At 63.1% G+C, this 19,413-nt stretch carries 23 protein-coding genes; 12 read left to right on the forward strand and 11 right to left on the reverse strand.

The window, feature by feature from the left end:
* The first annotated feature begins 31 nt into the window (after positions 1-31).
* Positions 32-991, forward strand: coding sequence for a hypothetical protein (locus tag AC07UC_RS24045; protein WP_494907625.1), 960 nt, complete (start codon positions 32-34; stop codon positions 989-991).
* Here the strand turns inward: AC07UC_RS24045 and AC07UC_RS24050 are convergent, their stop codons facing one another.
* The 7 genes from AC07UC_RS24050 to AC07UC_RS24080 all read right to left on the reverse strand — a co-directional run bounded on the left by AC07UC_RS24050 (position 992) and on the right by AC07UC_RS24080 (position 6,260).
* Positions 992-1,339 (reverse strand): cupin domain-containing protein, encoded by a 348-nt coding sequence (locus tag AC07UC_RS24050; RefSeq protein WP_446720339.1) that lies wholly within the window; start codon positions 1,337-1,339, stop codon positions 992-994.
* Between the two features lie 92 nt (positions 1,340-1,431).
* On the reverse strand, positions 1,432-2,712 hold the full coding sequence (locus tag AC07UC_RS24055) for an O-acetylhomoserine aminocarboxypropyltransferase (RefSeq protein ID WP_140767879.1): 1,281 nt from the start codon (positions 2,710-2,712) through the stop codon (positions 1,432-1,434).
* 246 nt (positions 2,713-2,958) lie between these two features.
* A complete protein-coding gene (locus AC07UC_RS24060) occupies positions 2,959-3,480 on the reverse strand; it encodes a CoA-binding protein (protein WP_140767880.1) in 522 nt (173 codons plus the stop codon).
* The gene (locus AC07UC_RS24065) at positions 3,467-4,198 is read right to left on the reverse strand and encodes a GNAT family N-acetyltransferase (protein ID WP_494907626.1); all 732 of its coding nucleotides are present in this window, start codon (positions 4,196-4,198) and stop codon (positions 3,467-3,469) included. Before AC07UC_RS24065 ends, AC07UC_RS24060 begins: the two co-directional genes overlap by 14 nt.
* Positions 4,199-4,231: 33 nt before the next feature.
* Positions 4,232-5,014, reverse strand: a complete 783-nt coding sequence (locus AC07UC_RS24070; RefSeq protein ID WP_494907627.1) for an AAA family ATPase — start codon at positions 5,012-5,014, stop codon at positions 4,232-4,234.
* On the reverse strand, positions 5,014-5,436 hold the full coding sequence (locus AC07UC_RS24075) for a VOC family protein (RefSeq protein ID WP_494907628.1): 423 nt from the start codon (positions 5,434-5,436) through the stop codon (positions 5,014-5,016). The genes AC07UC_RS24070 and AC07UC_RS24075 overlap by 1 nt, the downstream gene beginning before the upstream one ends.
* A gap of 2 nt (positions 5,437-5,438) precedes the next feature.
* Positions 5,439-6,260: an enoyl-CoA hydratase gene (locus tag AC07UC_RS24080; protein ID WP_494907629.1), complete on the reverse strand. Its 822-nt coding sequence runs from the start codon at positions 6,258-6,260 to the stop codon at positions 5,439-5,441.
* A gap of 153 nt (positions 6,261-6,413) precedes the next feature.
* Between AC07UC_RS24080 and AC07UC_RS24085 the strand changes: the two genes are divergently transcribed.
* From AC07UC_RS24085 to AC07UC_RS24100, 4 genes are all read left to right on the forward strand, one after another.
* Positions 6,414-6,878, forward strand: coding sequence for a PaaI family thioesterase (locus tag AC07UC_RS24085; RefSeq protein WP_202322937.1), 465 nt, complete (start codon positions 6,414-6,416; stop codon positions 6,876-6,878).
* Positions 6,879-7,092: 214 nt separating this feature from the next.
* Positions 7,093-7,557 carry a 50S ribosomal protein L13 gene (rplM, locus tag AC07UC_RS24090; protein WP_010915638.1) on the forward strand — a complete coding sequence of 155 codons (465 nt, stop codon included), beginning with the start codon at positions 7,093-7,095 and terminating at the stop codon, positions 7,555-7,557.
* A 1-nt stretch (position 7,558) separates the two neighbouring features.
* Positions 7,559-8,041: a 30S ribosomal protein S9 gene (gene rpsI, locus AC07UC_RS24095; RefSeq protein ID WP_013895952.1), complete on the forward strand. Its 483-nt coding sequence runs from the start codon at positions 7,559-7,561 to the stop codon at positions 8,039-8,041.
* Between the two features lie 276 nt (positions 8,042-8,317).
* Positions 8,318-9,106, forward strand: a complete 789-nt coding sequence (locus AC07UC_RS24100) for a class I SAM-dependent methyltransferase (RefSeq protein WP_494907630.1) — start codon at positions 8,318-8,320, stop codon at positions 9,104-9,106.
* A gap of 117 nt (positions 9,107-9,223) precedes the next feature.
* Here the strand turns inward: AC07UC_RS24100 and AC07UC_RS24105 are convergent, their stop codons facing one another.
* Positions 9,224-10,282, reverse strand: coding sequence for a glycerophosphodiester phosphodiesterase family protein (locus AC07UC_RS24105; protein WP_494907631.1), 1,059 nt, complete (start codon positions 10,280-10,282; stop codon positions 9,224-9,226).
* A gap of 85 nt (positions 10,283-10,367) precedes the next feature.
* A complete protein-coding gene (locus AC07UC_RS24110) occupies positions 10,368-11,576 on the reverse strand; it encodes an acyltransferase family protein (RefSeq protein ID WP_494907632.1) in 1,209 nt (402 codons plus the stop codon).
* Positions 11,577-11,699: 123 nt separating this feature from the next.
* Between AC07UC_RS24110 and speB the strand changes: the two genes are divergently transcribed.
* The 4 genes from speB (at position 11,700) to AC07UC_RS24130 (ending at position 14,908) form a co-directional block, all read left to right on the forward strand.
* Positions 11,700-12,707, forward strand: a complete 1,008-nt coding sequence (speB, locus tag AC07UC_RS24115; protein WP_494907633.1) for an agmatinase — start codon at positions 11,700-11,702, stop codon at positions 12,705-12,707.
* 30 nt (positions 12,708-12,737) lie between these two features.
* Complete coding sequence (argC, locus tag AC07UC_RS24120; protein WP_494907634.1) at positions 12,738-13,664, forward strand: N-acetyl-gamma-glutamyl-phosphate reductase; 927 nt, start codon at positions 12,738-12,740, stop codon at positions 13,662-13,664.
* Positions 13,664-14,503: an aminoglycoside phosphotransferase family protein gene (locus tag AC07UC_RS24125; RefSeq protein WP_494907635.1), complete on the forward strand. Its 840-nt coding sequence runs from the start codon at positions 13,664-13,666 to the stop codon at positions 14,501-14,503. Before argC ends, AC07UC_RS24125 begins: the two co-directional genes overlap by 1 nt.
* 78 nt (positions 14,504-14,581) lie before the next feature.
* The gene (locus tag AC07UC_RS24130) at positions 14,582-14,908 is read left to right on the forward strand and encodes a hypothetical protein (protein WP_494907636.1); all 327 of its coding nucleotides are present in this window, start codon (positions 14,582-14,584) and stop codon (positions 14,906-14,908) included.
* 29 nt (positions 14,909-14,937) lie between these two features.
* Here the strand turns inward: AC07UC_RS24130 and AC07UC_RS24135 are convergent, their stop codons facing one another.
* Positions 14,938-16,104, reverse strand: coding sequence for a COX15/CtaA family protein (locus AC07UC_RS24135; protein ID WP_494907637.1), 1,167 nt, complete (start codon positions 16,102-16,104; stop codon positions 14,938-14,940).
* Positions 16,105-16,256: 152 nt separating this feature from the next.
* Here AC07UC_RS24135 and AC07UC_RS24140 point away from each other — a divergent pair, with 152 nt between their 5' ends.
* Together AC07UC_RS24140 and AC07UC_RS24145 are read left to right on the forward strand one after the other, a co-directional pair.
* Entirely contained in the window at positions 16,257-16,472 is a 216-nt protein-coding gene (locus tag AC07UC_RS24140) for a DUF2842 domain-containing protein (protein WP_140767893.1), read from the forward strand.
* 106 nt (positions 16,473-16,578) lie between these two features.
* The gene (locus AC07UC_RS24145; protein WP_202322945.1) at positions 16,579-16,983 is read left to right on the forward strand and encodes a hypothetical protein; all 405 of its coding nucleotides are present in this window, start codon (positions 16,579-16,581) and stop codon (positions 16,981-16,983) included.
* Positions 16,984-17,034: 51 nt separating this feature from the next.
* Here the strand turns inward: AC07UC_RS24145 and AC07UC_RS24150 are convergent, their stop codons facing one another.
* Positions 17,035-18,093, reverse strand: a complete 1,059-nt coding sequence (locus AC07UC_RS24150) for a polysaccharide deacetylase family protein (protein ID WP_494907638.1) — start codon at positions 18,091-18,093, stop codon at positions 17,035-17,037.
* A 90-nt stretch (positions 18,094-18,183) separates the two neighbouring features.
* Between AC07UC_RS24150 and AC07UC_RS24155 the strand changes: the two genes are divergently transcribed.
* Positions 18,184-19,413: a GNAT family N-acetyltransferase gene (locus AC07UC_RS24155; protein ID WP_494907639.1), complete on the forward strand. Its 1,230-nt coding sequence runs from the start codon at positions 18,184-18,186 to the stop codon at positions 19,411-19,413.

The raw sequence follows: 19,413 nt of genomic DNA on the forward strand, positions 1-19,413 counted from the left end.
ACAGCCGGAAAACATCCCCTGGGAGAACAGCATGGCCATCGCCCAGAAGATGGCGATGAGCCTGCTGGAGCGGCAGACCGGGTCGAAGGGCCTGCCGCTGGCGTCCTTCGCCATCGAGGTCGATCTCAACCTCGACGGCTTGCCCGAAATCTTCGCCTACCGCTACGCACCGAACTGCGACGGCGTCAATTGCGGCAACTTCCTGTTCGTCCTGGAAGGCGACAGCTATCAGGAAGTTCTCGGCGGCATTCCCGGCGCGCGGCTGGTGCCGCAAGACAAGATCGCGCTCAGCCCCTTCAAACGAAGCGGGTTTTTCGACATCCAGTCCGACAAGATGACGATCGGCTGGGATGGAACGCACTATGTCGATGCAGCCACCTTTCCTACTTCATCGTTGAATGGCGCCGCCTTTGTCTCGGCTTGCCAAGAAAACAAGCTGAGCCAACAGTCGTTAAAGGGTGAAACAGAGCAAGTGAGTGCCGCTTGCCAGTGCCAAATCAACCGATTTCAGACGCTCGGTTTCACACAGGCCGACCTTGATGCCTATACGGCCTCGATGGTTGGCCAGGATTTCAAGTACCCCACAGGCGACAAGGAGAATGCCTGGCTCACCCTCACGAGAAATGCCCAGGACATCGCCACGGGCTGCGATGTCGCGAGCGGCAAGCGCCAATGGCCGCCGGCCTATTTCAACCATGGTGACCAGCCGCAGCAAAAGCTGGACTTCAACGGCTTTCTCGACGCCTGCCCGGCGCAGGATTTCATCCTCACCAACCACAAGACCGGCTCGCCCGATCGTGCGCTCGGCCTCTGCGGCTGCCTTGCCCGTGAGATCCCGACCTATGGCGTCAGCCAGGAAGGGCTCGACCTCCTGGCGCAATATTATCGCGATGAGATATCGGATTCCGATCTCGAAGCGCAGGACGCCGATCTGCTGACGGCGCACGACAAGGCGTCGGAAGCCTGCCTCAGCCAGTTTCCGGCGAAGTGATCACAGCTTGATCACATACTCCTTGCGGGTCGTTTCAAGCACTTCCCAGCTGCCCTTGAAGCCCGGCCTCAGCACGAAACTGTCGCCGGACTTGACGGTGCGCGCTTCGCCACCGTCTTCCGCGATCACCGAAACGCCGGACAGGATGTGGCAGAACTCCCATTCGTCATAGGCGATGCGCCATTTGCCTGGAGTCGACTCCCATATGCCGGCATAGAGGCCGTCGTCACGCTCCTCGGCATTCCAGGTGCGGAATTTCGGGTCGCCCGAGATCAGACGATCCGGCGCCGGCGCGCCAGATTCGGGTTCGACGCCGTCGATTGATATTGTCAGGTAATGCGCGGACAGAATTTGCCTCCATGAAAGAGCCGGCGTCACGCCGGCTCACCCCCACCCCGGCGCTATGCGCCGACCCTCCCCGCAAGGGGGAGGTAAAAGAATCAGACCTTTGCGAGCGCCTGTTCGAGGTCGGCGACGATGTCGGTGACGTCCTCGATGCCGATGGAAAGCCGCACCGTGTCCGGGCCGGCGCCGGCCTTGACCTTCTGCTCGTCGGAAAGCTGGCGGTGCGTGGTCGACGCCGGATGGATGACCAGCGACTTGGTGTCGCCGACGTTGGCCAGATGCGAGAACAGTTCGAGCGCCTCGACGAATTTGACGCCGGCCTCATAACCGCCCTTGAGGCCGAAGGTGAACACGGCGCCGGCGCCAAGGGGCGAGTATTTCTTCTGCAGCGCATTGTTCTTGTCGCTGGGCAAGCCGGGGTAATTCACCCAGGCGACCTTGGGGTGGTTGGACAGCCAGCCCGCGACCGTGACGGCATTGTCGCAGTGGCGCTGCATGCGCAGCGGCAAGGTTTCGAGGCCGGTCAGGATGAGGAAGGCGTTGAAAGGCGAGATCGCCGGGCCGAGGTCGCGCAGGCCGAGCACGCGCGCGGCTATGGCGAAAGCGAAATTGCCGAAGGTCTCATGCAGGACGAGGCCGCCATATTCGGGGCGCGGTTCCGAAAGCATCGGGTACTTGCCCGACTTCGACCAGTCGAAGGTGCCGCCGTCGACAATGACGCCGCCGATCGAATTGCCATGGCCGCCGATGAACTTGGTCAGCGAGTGGACGACGATGTCGGCGCCGTGCTCGATCGGCCGGATCAAATAGGGCGAGGCCAGCGTGTTGTCGACGATCAGCGGCAGGCCGTGCTTGCGCGCGATGTCGCCGATCTTTTCGATATCGACGAAAGTGCCGCCCGGATTGGCAAGGCTCTCGATGAAGATCGCCTTGGTCCTGCCGTCGATCTGGCTTTCGAAGGTCGAGATGTCGTTGGTGTCGGCCCAGCGCACTTCCCAGCCGTAATTCTTGAAGGCGTGGCCAAACTGGTTGATCGAGCCGCCATAGAGTTTGTTGGCGGCGACGAAATTGTCGCCCGGCTGCATCAGATTGTGGAACACGATGACCTGCGCGGCGTGACCGGACGCGACCGCAAGGGCAGCTGTGCCGCCTTCGAGTGCCGCGACGCGCTCTTCCAGCACCGCCTGCGTCGGGTTCATGATGCGGGTGTAGATGTTGCCGAACGCCTTCAGGCCGAACAGCGAGGCGGCGTGGTCGGCGTCATCGAAGACGAAGGAGGTCGTCTGGTATATCGGCGTGGCGCGCGCGCCGGTGGCCGGATCGGGCTTGGCGCCGGCATGGACGGCGAGCGTGTTGAAACCGGGCGTACGGGTCACTTAAACCTCCCTTTGAACTTCTCGAATTGGCCGCGCATTCTTGGCGAAGGCCGCGCATGAATGCAAAGAAGAAAATACCTTTTGGCAAACGATCTGCGATGAACGCGCCAGAAAATACCTTTCTTCCCGGAATAATTTTGCGCCTAAGGCACGTCGCGTTTGAAGGAATCCATGCGACGCGCCTTAGGCATCCTTTTTGTGCATGTCGTTATCCCAAAACCGCTGCGCACTTTTGGGCGACATGCATCATTTCTGGCGCACGCCAAAGCTCTGGAAGCCCTGGCGCATCAGCGGCTTCTTTGATGACAACACCCCGGAATTGACACCGGTCCAGCCGATCTCGCCGGACAGCTTGCCGTACTCGATCTTGGGGCAACGGTTCATCACAACCTTGATGCCGGCGGCTTCGGCGCGGGCGGCCGCCTCGTCATGGCGCACGCCAAGCTGCATCCAGACGACCTTCGGCAAGGGGTCGAGGCGCAAGGCCTCGTCGACGATGCCGGGCACAGCCGCCGGGGCGCGAAAGATATCGACCATATCGATTGGCCCGGGAACATCGGCGAGGCTGGCATAGGTCATGCGGCCGAGGATTTCCTTGCCGGCCTGGCCAGGATTGATCGGGAACACCGAAAAGCCCTTGGCCAGCAAGTACTTGAGGACGAAATAGCTTGGCCTCACGTCGTTGGCGGACGCGCCGACCATGGCGATGGTCTTCACCGAATTGAGGATGCCGGCAATGTAGGTGTTGTCGTAGCTATCGTGGTTCATACGGCTTCCTGCGGTAGTGATATCGATAGAGTTCGCGATTGAACCCCAGCGAGGCATAGAGCGCGCGGCCCGGCACATTGTCGGCCACAACCTGGAGGCATGCCGCCGAGGCACCCGCCTGTCGCGCCCAGTCGATCAGGCCGCCAACGGTCTTGCGCCCCAGGCCTTGCTGCCTGAAGCGGCCATCCGTTTCAACCGATTCCACCACAAGCAGCCCATTGCGAATGACGCCATAGGCCAAGGCGGCAATTTCGCTGTCGTGTTCGCAGGATACGAACGCCCGGTCACCAACGATCAGCCCAGTCATCTCGCGAAAGACGCGGCTGTCGGTGTCGTCATAGGCGCCCATGCGGAACCGCGCGGCAAACCAGTCCTCACATGGCATTGGCGAAACCGTGACGTGTTCGTCGCGAACCTCCGCCAAATCGTCGATCCCCGCATGGAGATGGATGGTTCCGCCTTCCAACTCGTAGCCGCGACCGTTGAGCGCCGCTACCAGTTCGTTGGCGATATCAGGCACGCGGAAGAGAGGCGTCTGGCCATGGCCGACATAAAACGCCTCGGCAGCGTCGAGCACTGCTTCAGGCGCTCCCCGCCTGCCTCGCAAAGGATTGGCTGAGTTCGCGCGCCGGGTCCTGCCACCCGAGCGCCTCAGGACCCAGCCATCGACGACCGTCTCGGTCGCCGCCGGCCAGGCCTCCCGGCACGCCTCTTCCATCCGCCATTGAGATCGTCGTCAGTCATGCGCCCGTCACGCGTCGTCTTCCCGCAGCGCTTCCTCCATAAACATGTCGGGGTCGCTACAGAAGTCGCGCATCATGCGAAAATGATCGGTGTCGGTGAAATCTGCCGGGTCGAGGCCGAACCGGCTGATGCGGAACAATTGCGCTCCGGGACAGGCCATCAACAGTGGTGAGTGTGTTGCCATGATCACCTGCGCGGTGCCGGACTGGTCCATGCGCCGCAGCATCTTGAGCAGTTCGATCTGGCGCGATGGCGAAAGCGCGCTCTCCGGCTCGTCGAGGATGTAGATGCCTTGCCTGCGGCAGCGCTCCTCGAAAAAGCGGATGAATCCCTCGCCGTGCGACCAGGACAGGAAATCCGGCGGTGGTGGCTTGAACGGGTCTTCCAGTGCCGCCTGGTCGAGGTAGCGGGCCACCGAATAGAAGGATTCGGCGCGAAAGAACCAGCCGGCGGTGACCTTTGGCAGCCAGGGGCCACGGAATGTGTTTGCCAATGCAGCGCCGCTCTTGTCGATGGCGCTGGAGTGGTCGACCGGTCGATAGCCCTTGCCGCCGCCAGCCTCGTCGTAGCCGGCCAGAGCGCCGATCGCTTCGAGAAGCGTGGATTTGCCGGTGCCGTTCTCGCCGACGATGATGGTGATCGGGGTGGTGAATTCGAGTTCGAATTCGCGGCCGCGAAACAGCGGCAGGTTCCAGGGATATTTTTCCCAGTCGGACACCCGCTCTGGATCGAGCAGGATACGCTTGAGATAGGGCGCCTTGAGCCGTGTCAGCTGGTTGCGGTAGGCCATCAATCAGGCAGCGAAATCGTGCCGTCTTCGGCGATTGGAAAGGCCGGATTGTGCGCCACTTCCCAGACATGCCCGTCGGCATCGGCGAAATAACCGTACCAGCCGCCCCAAAAGGCGCGGCCGGCCGGCTTGACGATGCGGCCGCCGGCTTTCTCAGCCATCGCCAGCACCTCGTCGACTTCAGCGTCGGAGCGGGTGTTGTAGGCAAGATAGACGGCGGAGGTTGCCTTTGCGAAGGTGATGCCCGAATCCGCCTCGGCGCTGGCGCGCGGGAACAGGCCGAGGATGACGCCGCCCATCTGGAAGAAGGCGACGCCATCGGTGATGCCGGCATGCCGTCTCAGGCCCATCGCCTCATAAAACCGCACCGCACGGTCGAGATCGTCCGTGGCGATGGTGACGATGGAGATGCGCGGTTCCACGGTTACTCGTCAGTCCATTCCGGCTTGCGCTTGCCGATGAAGGCGCCGATGCCCTCCTCCGCGTCGCGCGCCAGCATGTTTTCGACCATGACGCGGCCGGTGTAGGAATAGGCATCCGCCAGACCCATCTCGGCCTGCGCGTAAAAGGCCTCCTTGCCGGTCTTCACCACCAAAGATGATTTGGAAGCAATGGTTTGCGCGTATTTGGTGACGATCTGATTCAGGTATTCGCGCGGCACGACGCGGTTGACCAGGCCGAATTCCTTGGCGGTCGCCGCGTCGATCGTCTCGCCGGTCAGGAGCATCTCCATCGCCTGTTTGCGCGAGACGTTGCGCGACAGCGCCACCATCGGCGTGGAACAGAACAGCCCGATGTTGACGCCCGGCGTGCAGAAGGTCGCCTCATGGGAGGCGATCGCCAGGTCGCAACTGGCGACAAGCTGCAGGCCGGCGGCGGTCGCCAGGCCATGGACTTCGGCGATGACAGGCAGGGGATGGCGCACGATCGCCTGCATCAGTTGAGCGCAAGCGGCAAACGTCTCTTCGAAGAAGGCCTTGCCGCGATCGGCGTCGGCGCGGCGCGCCGTCATTTCCTTGAGATCATGGCCGGCGCAGAACACTTTTCCGGCCGCCGACAGCACGATGACGCGAACGGCCTTGTCATCCTTGGCGCGGTCGAGTTCGGCGGTCAGTGCCGCCATCACCCCAAGCGACAGGGCGTTGGCGGGAGGATTGGCGAGCGTCAGGCGCAGCACGCCCTTGTCCAGTCTGGTCGTCACCGGCCCCTCGACAGCGACAGGCTTGATGGCAAGGATTTCGGCCATGGCTAAGGTCTCCGCGATTCCGAACGGGCTGGCAGACTATCTAATATCGGATCGGGTTTCATCCAACACCCATCGCTTGCGCCAGAAGACCGAAGGTGTTGCCAGCAACGCCCGGCTGCGCCCATACAGGCCTGCGCAGAACGAGAGACCGACATGCCCGCCCAGACCAATCTCAAACCGGTGCTGACCGCAGCGCAGATCAATACGCTGATGGAGACCGTCTTTCCGCAACTCAACGAGAATTCCGCCGCCTACGAGGCGGTCGAGGTGTTTCCCGGCGGCTGCATCGTGCGGCTCAACGCCGGCGAGCGGCATCTGCGTCCCGGCGGCACGGTGTCCGGCCCTGCCCTTTTCACACTGGCCGACATTGGCGGTTATGTGTGCGTGCTCAGCCATGCCGGGCCGGATGCGCTCTCGGTCACGACCAACCTCAATATCAACTTCGTGCGCAAGGCCGAGGCCGGACCGATCGACGGCCATTGCCGCATCCTGAAGCTGGGAAAGAGCTTGATGGTGTTCGACATCGACATCGTCGCCGGCCCGGAAGGACACACGATCGCGCATGCCACGGGAACCTATTCGATCCCGCCGAAGCGCATCAGCGATGTGGTAAAATAATACCTTTTTCCTAGACTATTGTTTTTGCTATCATTTCTCCGCTTGAGAGCCTTTTGATCGGCTTGACGCGCAATTCCCCCTCGCCTATAAGCCCTCACGAAGCAGCGGCCCGCAAAGGCCGCCGTTTTGTTATTGGCAGCGGGCAAGCGCCCATCGCCAATCCAAGCAACAAGAAACGCCTTCCTCGTGAAGGTCAGAACCGAGAGCAGAAAACATGACAACCTTTTCGCAGAAGCCTGCGGATGTGGTGAAGAAGTGGATCCTGATCGACGCCGAAGGTCTCGTCGTTGGTCGTCTTGCCACTGTCATCGCCAATCATCTTCGCGGCAAGCACAAGCCGACCTTCACCCCGCATGTCGACGACGGCGACAATGTCATCGTCATCAATGCCGACAAGGTGGTGTTCACCGGCAAGAAGTTCACCGACAAGGTCTATTACTGGCACACCGGCCACCCCGGCGGCATCAAGGAGCGCACCGCGCGCCAGCTGCTCGAGGGCCGTTTCCCCGAGCGTGTCGTCGAGAAGGCCGTTGAGCGCATGGTGCCGCGTGGCCCGCTCGGCCGTCGCCAGATGAAGAACCTGCGCGTCTATGCAGGCGCAGAGCATCCGCATGTCGCCCAGCAGCCAGAAGTCCTCGACGTGGCCAAGCTGAATTCCAAGAACAAGAAGGTCGCATAAGATGGCTGAGCTTTCCTCGCTCGCAGAACTGGGCGCCGCCACCGGCAACACCAACACCCAGGCCGCGGCTCCGGTCCACGTCCAGAAGCTCGACAAGTCGGGCCGCGCTTATGCCACCGGCAAACGCAAGAACGCCATTGCGCGCGTCTGGGTGAAGCCGGGTTCCGGCAAGATCGTCGTCAACGACAAGGAATTCGCGACCTATTTCGCGCGTCCGGTCCTGCAGATGATCCTCAATCAGCCGATCATCGCCTCCAACCGCGCGGGCCAGTACGACATCGTCGCCACCGTCGTCGGCGGCGGTCTCTCCGGCCAGGCCGGTGCGGTTCGTCACGGCATCTCCAAGGCGCTGACCTACTACGAGCCGGCGCTGCGCGCCGTGCTCAAGAAGGGCGGCTTCCTGACCCGCGACAGCCGCGTCGTCGAGCGCAAGAAGTACGGCAAGGCGAAGGCCCGTCGTTCCTTCCAGTTCTCGAAGCGCTAGGCGTCTCGAACGTTCCGAATACCGAAAGGCCGCCTCCGGGCGGCCTTTTTGCATTGTGCGCTCTCAGCCGGCGGAATGATCGGCGTCGCGGATGAACAGGAACGCGCAGAGCGCCGCACCGGCCACGGCGAGCGCAGAGCGAGGAACGCCAGTTGCTTGCCATGGGCAAATTCGCCGCGGTCCGTCGCGCGCGGCGCGGCACCATGCTACGAAACAGGGACCGGCCTTTTCGGTCCAAAGGATATCTGGATAGGTAATTCTTAGGGGAGATCTCAGATGTCGTCACCCGAACCGATCAAATTCACCGACGGCGCGGCTTACGAGCGCTTCATGGCTCCATGGAGCCGATCCGCCGGGGCTTTGTTCCTCGACTGGCTGGCGCCGGACTCCGGACGGACCTGGGTTGATGTCGGTGCCGGCAACGGCGCGTTCACAGAGCTCATTCTAGCGAAGTCCGCCCCTTCGTCCGTTTGCGCGATCGATCCCTCCGACGCGCAGATTGCGACTGCTCGGCAAAAAATCTCGGCAAAGCAGGTCGAGCTGTCGATTGGCGATGCGATGGCCCTTCCCTACGACGCCAACCGCTTCGACGTCGCGGTGATGGCGCTGGTGCTGTTCTTCGTCCCCGACCCGCGCAAGGGCGCCTCGGAAATGCTCCGCGTGACGAAGCCCGGCGGCATCGTCGCGTCCTACACCTGGGACGTTATGCGCGGCGGCACCCCTACGCAGCATTTGTGGGAGGAGATGGACGCGATGGGCAAACCGGCCGCACGTCCGCCGAGCGCGGAGGTCTCGCGTTTCGCGGCGCTGAAGGCGCTTTGGGCGGAGCTCGGCATCCGCGATGTCGAAACGCGCGAGCTTGTCGTCGAACGCACCTTCGCTGACTTCGACGATTATTGGCTATCCATGGTCGTGAGCAGCCCGAGCGGAATCGTCGGGAAGCTGTCGGATGCGGAGAGCGCGGAGCTGAAACGCCGACTAAAGGACAGACTGCCGGCAAGCGCCACGGGAGCGATCACGGTTCACGCCTGGTCGACGGCGATCAAGGGGCGAAAGGCCGCTTAATGCGTGCGGCGCCTTAAGTCGCCGCTTTCTTCTTCGCCTTCGGCTTGGCCGGCTTCCGCGCAAGTGCGGCCGGATCGTTACCGTTGAACAGCAGCACCATGCGCTCGTGGCTCTGGCTCAATTGATGCTGGCGGTCGCGGCGGGTTCGAGGCGTTCGCCCATCCCGGCATAAGGCACGCGAAAACCGTTCGCCGCCAGCCAGTCGATGGCCGCCTTCGGCTCGTCGGTCTGGATGATGGTGGCGCCGCGATCGACCCAGAAACCCCAGGCTTCGCGCGGCAGGCTGGCCTGCACAGCCAGTTCGTCGCCCCGGCCGCCGGCCAGGAAACCGCCGGGCTTGTTGACGATGGCGTAGGTGTCGGCCCAGATGTGCCAGTTGCCGCGTACCGCAGCGGCGCGCATGCGCGTGCTGAACAGCGGTCCGCCGGTTTGCGTCAGCGTTTCGGCGCCCGCCCGCCAGTTGATCAGCTCGATCGCGCGCGGCGCAAAAGCGTGGTCGACCGTCTCGGCGAAACCGGCATCATGCACCGCGTCATCGGCGATGATCGGCATGAACTGGACGCCGCCGCCGATGGCAGCCATGGCCGCTTTGACCGTGGTGATCCGGTTCTGGTTCCAGAGGTTCTCCTTGACGATGACCTGGTCGGCCATGCCGAGATCACGCGCCACCGCGATCATGCCCGGGAGGTCGCCGACTTCGAGCTTGTTGTCGAGATTGATGAGGATCCTGTCCCTGGTCGCCAGCAGCATCTCGCGCAGCGTCGAGACCGTCTCATTGGTGACGGTGTGGGTGCCCTCGATCACCAGCCGGCAATCCTTCAGTTCGGCCAGCGTGTACTTCACCACCTCGCCCTTGCAGGTCGTGGTGCGGTCGAGCCAGCTGTCATGCATGACGACGAATTCGTTGTCCTTCGAGCGCCTGATGTCGACCTCGACGATTTCGGCGCCCATGGCGATCGAGCCTTCGACGGCGGAAAGCGAGTTTTCCGCATAGAGTGTCTTGCCGGCCTGCATGCTGCCGGCTCGGTGCGCGGCGACCATGACATGGTCGCGCCACTGGTTGGCATGTTCGAAGCGGTCGAGGATCTGCCTGGCGCGGCTTTCGCCGGCCAGGGCCTGGCCGGATGCGACCGCAAAGGCCGTGGAAAGCAGAAGGCTCAGCCAGATTGTCCGCATCGAGAATCGCTCCTTGCCGGATCGCGACCGGGATAGGCGATGCCCGTGACAGGGAGGTGAACGAAGCCGGCTAGCGGATGGTGCGTCAGATGCGCCTGGACAGCCGGCGGAACCATGCCATGGCCGGCATCTCGACCAGGCGCCAGGTCATCCAGGAGGCGGCGATGGTGGCGACGAGCATGATGACGATTGCCGCGGTCCCGGCCCAGCCGGTGCCGAAGCCGGTGGCGGGTTGGCCGCGCAGCACGAAGTCGCCGATCAGGCCGAGGCCGAGCTTGTGCTCGACGAGCCCGGCAAGATTGATCAGACGCGCCTGGACGAAGATGTGGACCATGTAGATCGAGTAGGACAGCGCGCCGAGCGTCAGCATGAACGGCGCCCTCAGCAAGGCGGAGATCCAGCCGCCTTCATGGGCGAAGAGAAACAGCGCCAGTACGAACACCACAGGTGCGGCGATGCCGAAATCATTGCTGCCCGCCAGCGAGACGAAAAGGACGATGACCGCCACCATGACGATTTCGGCAAGGGTCCAGTCCATCCGCGGGCCGCGCCTGGCGAGAAGCTGTCGCGCCCCTGCAATGGAATCATGCTGAAACCAGGCCAGCAGGGCGCCGAGCGAGAAGCCGTAAAGACAGCGGATGAAGCCGAAATCGTAGGACACGTCCATATGATGCGTGGAGAAGCCGAGCAGGAACAGCGGCGCGGTGACGGCGGCGGCGACAAACCATATCCAGGCACGCGCGCCGGCGACGAAGACCACGCCCGCGAACAAGAGGTAGGCGAAGAACTCGGCCGAAATGCTCCAGCTTGGCGCATTCCAGGTCAGCCGGTCCTCGAAGCCCATCCCTTGCAGCAGGAACAGATTGGCAAGCAGGCTCTTCAAATCGAAACCGCCGGTGAAAGGGGCTGCGCCGGTGCCATGCAGTTGCGGCAGCATCAGCCGCAGCAACTCGAACCCCGCAAAGGCCGCAAGCATCAGCAGATGCAGCGGGTAGATGCGGCCGAAACGCACCAGCGTGAAGCGGGCGACCTCTTCCGGCCGGCTCAGCCGATTGGCATAGCTGCTGGCGATGACGAAACCGGAAAGAACGAAGAAGAAGTCGACGAAAAGGTAGGACGAACCCACAAAGGCGCTTTGCGAGATCGACGAGGCGGTTGGGAAATGAAACAGCGCCACCAGAAGCGCGCAGATGCCGCGCCACGAATCGAGAACCTGGAAGCGTTCTCCCGCTACCGTACCGGCATGGGTCGACACCACGGCATGGGACGGATTAAGAAACGCGGTCTGCGTCATGATGATACAAATCCTGTCTTGCCGTGGTACCCGGGCGGCACCGTTTCGTCTCCCCAAGCTGTGACTGGCATCTTCCGTGCCGGTTCTGTAGTTGTTGCACCCCGATGAAAACGAGGACCAGTAATGGCGACCAAGAACATCGACTATGCCTTCACCGCCCGCTCCAAAACCGGCGGCGCCCTTGAGCCGACCTATTCCGGCGCGCTGTCGTTCATGCGGCGCAAATACACCAAGGACGTGAAGGGCGCGGACGCGGTGGTGTGGGGCATTCCCTTCGACGCAGCCGTTACCAACCGGCCTGGCGCCCGCTTCGGGCCGCAGGCGATTCGCCGTGCCTCTGCGATCCTCGATAATGACCCGCAATACCCGTTCTCGCGCGATCTGTTCGAGCATCTGGCTGTGGTGGACTATGGCGACTGCCTGCTCGACTCCGGCAACCACCAGAAGACGCCCGGCACGATCGAGCGCGAAGCGACGAAAATCCTGAAGTCGGGCGCCTTTCTGCTGACGCTTGGCGGTGACCATTTCGTCACCTGGCCGCTGCTCAAGGCACACGCCGCGATCCACGGGCCGCTCGCCCTGGTGCAGTTCGACGCGCACCAGGATACGTGGGAAGATGACGGCAAGCGCATCGACCACGGATCCTTCGTCGGCCGTGCGGTCAAGGAAGGCATCATCGACCCCGACCGGTCGATCCAGATCGGCATCCGGACGCACGCGCCCGACACGTTCGGCATCAAGATCCTCTACGGCCATGAGATCGAGGAGATGCGTGCATCCGACATCGCCTATGCCATCGTCGACCGCACGGGCGGCAAGAAGACTTATCTGACCTTCGACATCGACTGCCTCGACCCGGCCTATGCGCCCGGCACAGGCACGCCAGTGGCCGGCGGGCCTTCGTCGGCGAAGATCCTGTCGACGCTGCGTCAGCTCAACCAAATCGATATTGTCGGAGCCGACGTCGTGGAGGTTGCGCCGGCCTACGATCACGCCGATATAACGGCGATCGCCGGCTCGATGGTCGCCATGCAATATCTCGGCCTGCTGGCTGAACGAAAGGCACGACAGGTAGAGATGAACAACGGCAATCATAATGGTGCCGCGGTGAATCAAGGTCACGGCATATAGTGTTGAAATATCAGGGAATTTGATCAGGTCATGAAACCGAAAATCTTCATCGACGGCGAGCACGGCACCACCGGCCTGCAGATCCGGGCGCTGCTTGCCGAGCGTGGCGACCTGGAGATCATTTCCATTCCCGCCGAGCGCCGCAAGGAGACGGCGGCGCGCGCTGAATTCCTCAATGCCGCCGATATCGCGATCCTGTGCCTGCCGGACGATGCGGCGAAGGAGAGCGTCTCGCTGATCGCCAACGACACCACCAAAGTCATCGATGCGTCGACCGCGCATCGCGTCGCCGAAGGCTGGGCATATGGCTTCGCCGAGATGGACAAGGATCAGGCCAAGGTGATCGCCACGGCCAAGCGCGTCGCCAATCCCGGCTGCTGGCCGCAGGGACCGATCGCGACACTGCGGCCACTGGTTGCCGCAGGCCTGCTACCAACCGATTTCCCCATCACCGTCAACGGCATTTCGGGCTATTCGGGCGGCGGTCGGCCAATGATCGAGGACTATGTCGCCAAGGGCGAGGACGCCTCGGAGTTCCTGCCCTATGGCCTGACCCTGCACCACAAGCACGTGCCGGAACTGAGGGCCTATGCGAAGCTGTCGCATGATCCGATCATGCAGCCGGCGGTCGGCAATTTCGCGCAAGGGATGATCACCGTGGTGCCGTTGCAGCTTGGCGGCCTGGACCATGTGCCGACAGGCGCGGAGCTCCATGCGGCCATTGCCGACCATTTCGCCGCGATCAAGGGCGGCGTGGTGGAAGTGGCGCCGTACGCCCATCTGGAGCGTGTGCCGGAGATCGATCCCGAGATCTACAACGGCACCAACCGTATGAAGGTCTATGTCTTTGCCAACGACAACAGAGCGCAAGCGCTGCTGCTGGCGGTCTACGACAATCTCGGCAAGGGTGCCTCGGGCGCGGCCGTCCAGAACATGGACCTGATGCTCGGCCTTTGATGGACGCACCGGGCTTCCCGGCGCGCTGGAAGGTCAGCGCGCCCGAACTCATTGCCGAGACCTTTTCGAGCCGCATCTGGAAGGTTGTTCGCGAGGACGGCTCGCCGGCCGTCGTCAAGGCGCTCAAGCCTTTCGACGATGTCGCCGACGAATTGCGCGGCGAGCATTTCCTTGCCTGGCGGCGCGGCGAAGGCGCGGTGCGCCTGCTTGGCCGCGACGGCCACTCGATGCTGCTCGAATATGCCGGCGATACCCTGCTTACGGAAGTCCTTGACCTGCAGGGCGACAATGCCGCGACAGCGATCGCGGCAGAGGTGATGGCAAAACTGTTTTCGCCTGGGAAAGATCCCTACCCGCCCGAGCTTCAGCCGCTGAGGGAGCGGTACGCCAGCCTTTTCAGGAAAGCCACGACCGATCGCGATGCGGGTCATGACAGCCTCTATGTCGAGGCCGCGGCAATTGCCGAACGGCTGCTGTCCAACCCGCATGACATCAAGCCGCTGCATGGCGATCTCCATCACGACAACATCCTGCATGGGCCGCGCGGCTGGCTGGTGATCGACCCCAAGGGCGTGCTTGGCGATCCCGGCTTCGACGCCGCCAACATGTTCTACAACCCGCTCGACCGCGACGCGCTCTGCCTCGATCCCCTGCGGATCGCGTATGTGGCCGAAGTCTTTGCCGCGACGCTTGGGCAGTCACCGGCGGCGATCCTGGACCATGCCATCTCCTATGGCTGCCTGTCCGCGGCCTGGCACCACGAGGACGACAATGCCGTCGAGGAGAACCGCGAATTGTCCATCGCTGCGGCGATCCGCGCGGTGCGGCCGAGTTTCTGATCAAGCGGGGCTATTGGTAAACACTTATTTACCATGATCGGCTACCGATGAGCCTTGGCTCCCACCCAAGGATTTCTCATGGTCAGCGCGATCTCGGGCTCCTCCTCCGCAGCCCAGTATTCCTCGTCCAGTTCCGCGAGCAATGCCGCCCAGGAGGCCGCGCTCGAAAAGCAGATTCAGGACCTGGAAGACCAAGCCAAGGCGATCACCGATGAGGTCAAGGCCGCGCAGGTGCGGCAGGACATCGCCGTAGCCCAGGCCAAGCTCGACGCGCTTAGGGCCGCCGACGCAGACAAGGCGGCCAAGGCCGCGCAGAGTCAGTCGACGCCGTCCGCCGCCGCGGTGCGTCAGGCGGAATTCGATGGCCAGAAGACAACGACGCAGTCGAACGAATTCTGGATGTGACGGGCCAACCGGAATTCAGTTTAGGGCAGCTACTTGCTCGCCATATGTACGGTGCCGGCTACAAAGTAGCCCGCCAGCAAAACCAGAACAGGTATGGCAATATACCTGCGCCTCATCGGAGGCCTTGTGGGCAAGGGGTAAGCGCCCTTGGTGCCGCGCCAGTGAGCGGCGGCAAAGCCCAGCACGATCAGCGCGAAACCCTGATGGGTGAGCGCCATGTGCAGCGGCACATGCATCAGCAGCGTGCCGATGCCGATCGACGCCTGCACCAGCACCAGCACGAACAACAGCGTCGCGCGCCGCGCATGGGTTGAGCCGGGTAGCCGCCGACGCGTGGCGATCATATGCCAGAGTGCGACGGCGAAGACCGTATAGGCGCCGAGCCGGTGAACGAACTGCACCGTCTTCGGGCTCTCGAAGAAATTGCGCCATGCCGGCTCGAGGATCAGCAGATCGCCGGGGATGATCTTGCCGTCCATCAGCGGCCAGGTGTTGTAGCTCAGGCCGGCATCGAGCCCGGCGACCAGGCCGCCGAGATAGATCTGGATCAGCGCCAGAAGCACGATGAAGCCGGCCAGCCTCTGCGTCGAGCGATCAGCGGCCGGTTCGGAATGCGGCGCCAGGCCACGCGCCACGACCATCGTGGCGGTGAAGATCAGCGCAGCCAGCGTCAGATGCGTCGCCAGCCGGTACTGGCTTACCGAGACACGGTCGACCAGGCCGGAGGCCACCATCCACCAGCCAATGGCGCCCTGCAGACCGCCAAGGAGAAGGATGCCGACGAGTTTCGGCCCCAGGCCGCGCTCGATGCGGCGTGTCGCCCAGAAGACCAGCAGAGGCAAGGCAAAGACCAGGCCGACGCTGCGCGCCAAAAGACGGTGCGCCCATTCCCACCAGAAGATCGACTTGAAGGCCTCGATGCTCATGCCCTTGTTGAGCTCGGTGTATTGCGGAATCTGCTGGTAGCGCTGGAATTCCTCTTGCCACTCGGCGTCGTTAAGCGGCGGGATGACGCCATGGATCGGCTGCCATTCGGTGATCGACAGGCCGGACTCGGTCAACCGCGTGGCGCCGCCGACCAGCACCAGCGCAAACAGCACCAGAAGCACGACGTAGAGCCAGCCGCGCACCAGTGCGCGGTTGTGCAGGTCGCGGTCGCGGGCGACGTATGGCGCGGCGGCTGATATGGCAGCCATGATCTTGTCCCGTCCGGTTGAAGTCGCGGATAGGTGAACCATCGCACCCCTGCTGGCAAGGCCATCCGGCGCGGCACGCCGTCGCGCCGCCCGCAGCGGGTTGCACGCATCTTGCGTTCGGCTTAAGCGATAGCGATCAACGAGGCCAAGCCATGCCTATTCGCCTGAAGAAGCTGATCGGAATGTTCCTGCTGGTGGCGCTGGTGATCATCTATGCGCTCGTCGCATCGATCTTCGCGGTCGCCCGTTTGTCGGAATCGAGCGCGTTGGTGCAATTCCTGTTCTTCCTGCTCAGCGGACTGCTGTGGGTGCTGCCGGCGATGGGCATCATCAAGTGGCTGATGCTGGATCCGCGCTCGAAAGGCTGAAACAGGCCCGCGTCGGTTTACAGGGTCACGCGTCAAGAACGCGAATGTGATTCATCGACCCACGAACAAGGGACTATCCTGACCGCTCTCACCTGGGGAGGCCGGCATGCTGAAAGCGATGTTCGCAGGGCTGGCCTTGCTGTTCACCTCACTGGCCGTGTCGGCCGCGGCAGCCGAAACCATCAACGTCTCGGACGACCATGGCGGCAGCGTCGCCGCCTACAGCCAGCGGTGGAAAGCGTTGGCGGCGCGCGGCGTCAATGTGCGCATTGTCGGCAAATGCCAGTCCGCCTGCACGGTGCTGCTCGGCTATGTCCCCCGCAGCCGCATATGCGTGATGCCGGCGGCGAGCTTTGGCTTCCACCTCGCGCACCGCACCGACATGACCGGCGTGTTGTGGAACGCTTATGCCTCCGACATCCGCGGCTGGATCAACGCGCATGGCGGATTGACAGCCGACTTCAAATGGATGAGCGCACCGGACACCTACCGCTATTTCCACAAATGCTGACACGTTGCGGATGTTCGCCGGCTCGATCGCCTTGCCCGACAAGGCAGCCCGTCAGACGGTGACAACCATCTTGCCGGCATTGGCGAGCGGCGTGGTCACGCCCGACAGCATGGTGCGGATGTGGGCGAGGCTCTGGTAGCGGCCATTGATCGAAATGCGCGGCAAGGCATGCAGGAAGCCGGCATGTTCGGCGCGCAGCACGCCATGGCGGGTCGTCACGGCGGAGACATAGCCGGCGTCACGGGCAAAGCCCACTTCGCGGCAGCCGACGGCGCTCGCGTAGCCATAAGGATAGGCGAAATGGCGAGGCTCCCTGCCGAGCTCGGCGCGCAACTTGTCCTTTACCGCGCCGATCTCATGCCGCGCATCGGCTTCGGACAGCCGCTTCAGATTGCTGTGGTTGATCGTATGGGCGCCAATCGTCACCAATGGATGCGCCGCGACAGTGCGAATCTCATCCCAGTTCATCAGTGTCCGCAGGCGCGGAGCGTCCGCGTCGACGCCATTTGAACTGGCCAGATCGCGCAGCACGGTCCGCAAATCCTCCTCGCGAACCTCGGTGGCGAGATAGGCATGCAGCCGGGCTACCGCCTGGGTTTTCCTGGCAGGGGTCGCGCAATCGATCACCGCCGGACCGTTCGGGGTCGCGAGCGTCAGGCGCTCGCACGCATTGACGATGTCCTCGGCTACGTCCCACCACAGATCGGCGGTGCCGTCGATCAGGCCGGGCGCGACATAGATGGTTATCGGCGCGCCGTGCTTTTCCAGCACCGGCAGGGCCTCGGTCATGTTGTCACGATAGGCATCGTCTGCGGTGATGGTGGCGAACCGACCGCCCTTGCCGCCTGCCTTGATGCGCTCCACGGCTTCGTCCATCGAGACGAAGGCATAGCCGTCCGCCTTCATGTCGGCGATCACGGCGTCGAGGAAGCTGGGCGCTATGTTGAGATGCCGGTTGACGCTGTCGGGCTTTTCCGGTGTCGCCGTCACGCGGTGCAGCATCAGGATGGCGCCGATGCCGCCGACAAATGGCCTGGCCAGCGGTGCAAGGCCGGTATAACGGGCGACGTTGAGCGCCAGTTTCCGGATTGCCTCCCCACCGTCGATCATTCATTCACCTTTTGCGCCTAGGCTGATCCAAGCACGGAATACGCCTGAGCGCCCCCCAAATCGGGATCAATACGCCTTAAGGATTGAGGTATGGTTGACGCAATGGCGTCATTTGACGGCAATCGGCTCGCGGCGACCGAGGCGTCGCCACGCGCCCTGCCGAAGGATGCCGAGGGGCTGTCGGTTTCCGTCGTGGGTACGGACGGGCTAGCGGCCTATGCGGAGTTCTGCCGGTCGGCGCTTAGCGCGCCGGCACAGGGCGCGACATGGATCCTGAACTGGGCCGCCAAGGTCAAGCCGGATCTGCTCGTGGCGACGCTCACTCTCGAAGGCAAGCCGGTCTTCGCGCTGGCGCTGGAGATTGTCAGCCGCGGCCCGTTCCGGGTCGCCCGTTTCATGGGCGACCGCCACGCCAATGGAAATTTCGCGGCAGCCGACACCCAATGGCTGACCAGGGCGGATCGCGCGACCGTCCGCGCGATGTTCGCAGCCATCGCCAAGGCTCGTCCCGACATCGATCTCATCGCGCTGGAACGGTTGCTGCCCGATCTCGACGGCATCGCCAATCCGCTTGCGTCGCTCGACCATTTTGCCAGCCCCAATCTTTCACTGGCCGTGAACCTTGCCGGTGGGTTCGATGCATTGCTGCTGCGCGCCAGCGGCAAGCGCAAACGCAAGAAGCATCGTTCGCAGACGCGCAAATTCGAGGCCGTCGGCAGCCACCGGCGCATCGAGGCGCGAACTTCGGACGACGTGGACAGGCTGCTCGACGCCTTCTTCGAGATGAAGGAACATCGCTTCCGCAAGATGGGCATTGCCAATGTCTTCGGCGACGCTCGGACACGCGCCTTCTTCCGGGGGCTGTTCACGCAAGCCCTATCCGAGGACAAGCCGTCCTTCGTGCTGCATGGCTTGGAGGTCGCCGGCAAGCTGCGCGCCGTCACCGGGTCGAGCCGTTCGGGCAAGCGCCTGATCTGCGAATTCGGCGCTATCGCGGAGGACGATCTCGCGAACAGCAGTCCCGGCGACTTCCTGTTCTTCGACAACATACAGGAAGCCTGCGACACAGGTTTTGCCGTCTATGATTTCTCCGTCGGCGACGAGGCCTACAAACGGCAGTGGTGCGATATCGAAACGCGGCATTTCGAGGTGCTGGCCCCGCTGACACTGAAGGGCCGCGCCCTGGCGCAGACGCTTCGCCAGGGCGCGCGGCTGAAGGCCTTCATCAAGAACAGCCCGACGATCTGGAAACTGACAAAGATGCTGCGCCGCAAGGCAGCCGGACAGCCTGCGCCCGCTTCTGTCGAGGACGACAGTTAA

It is taken from the genome of Mesorhizobium sp. GW821-FHT04C10 (assembly GCF_059420305.1).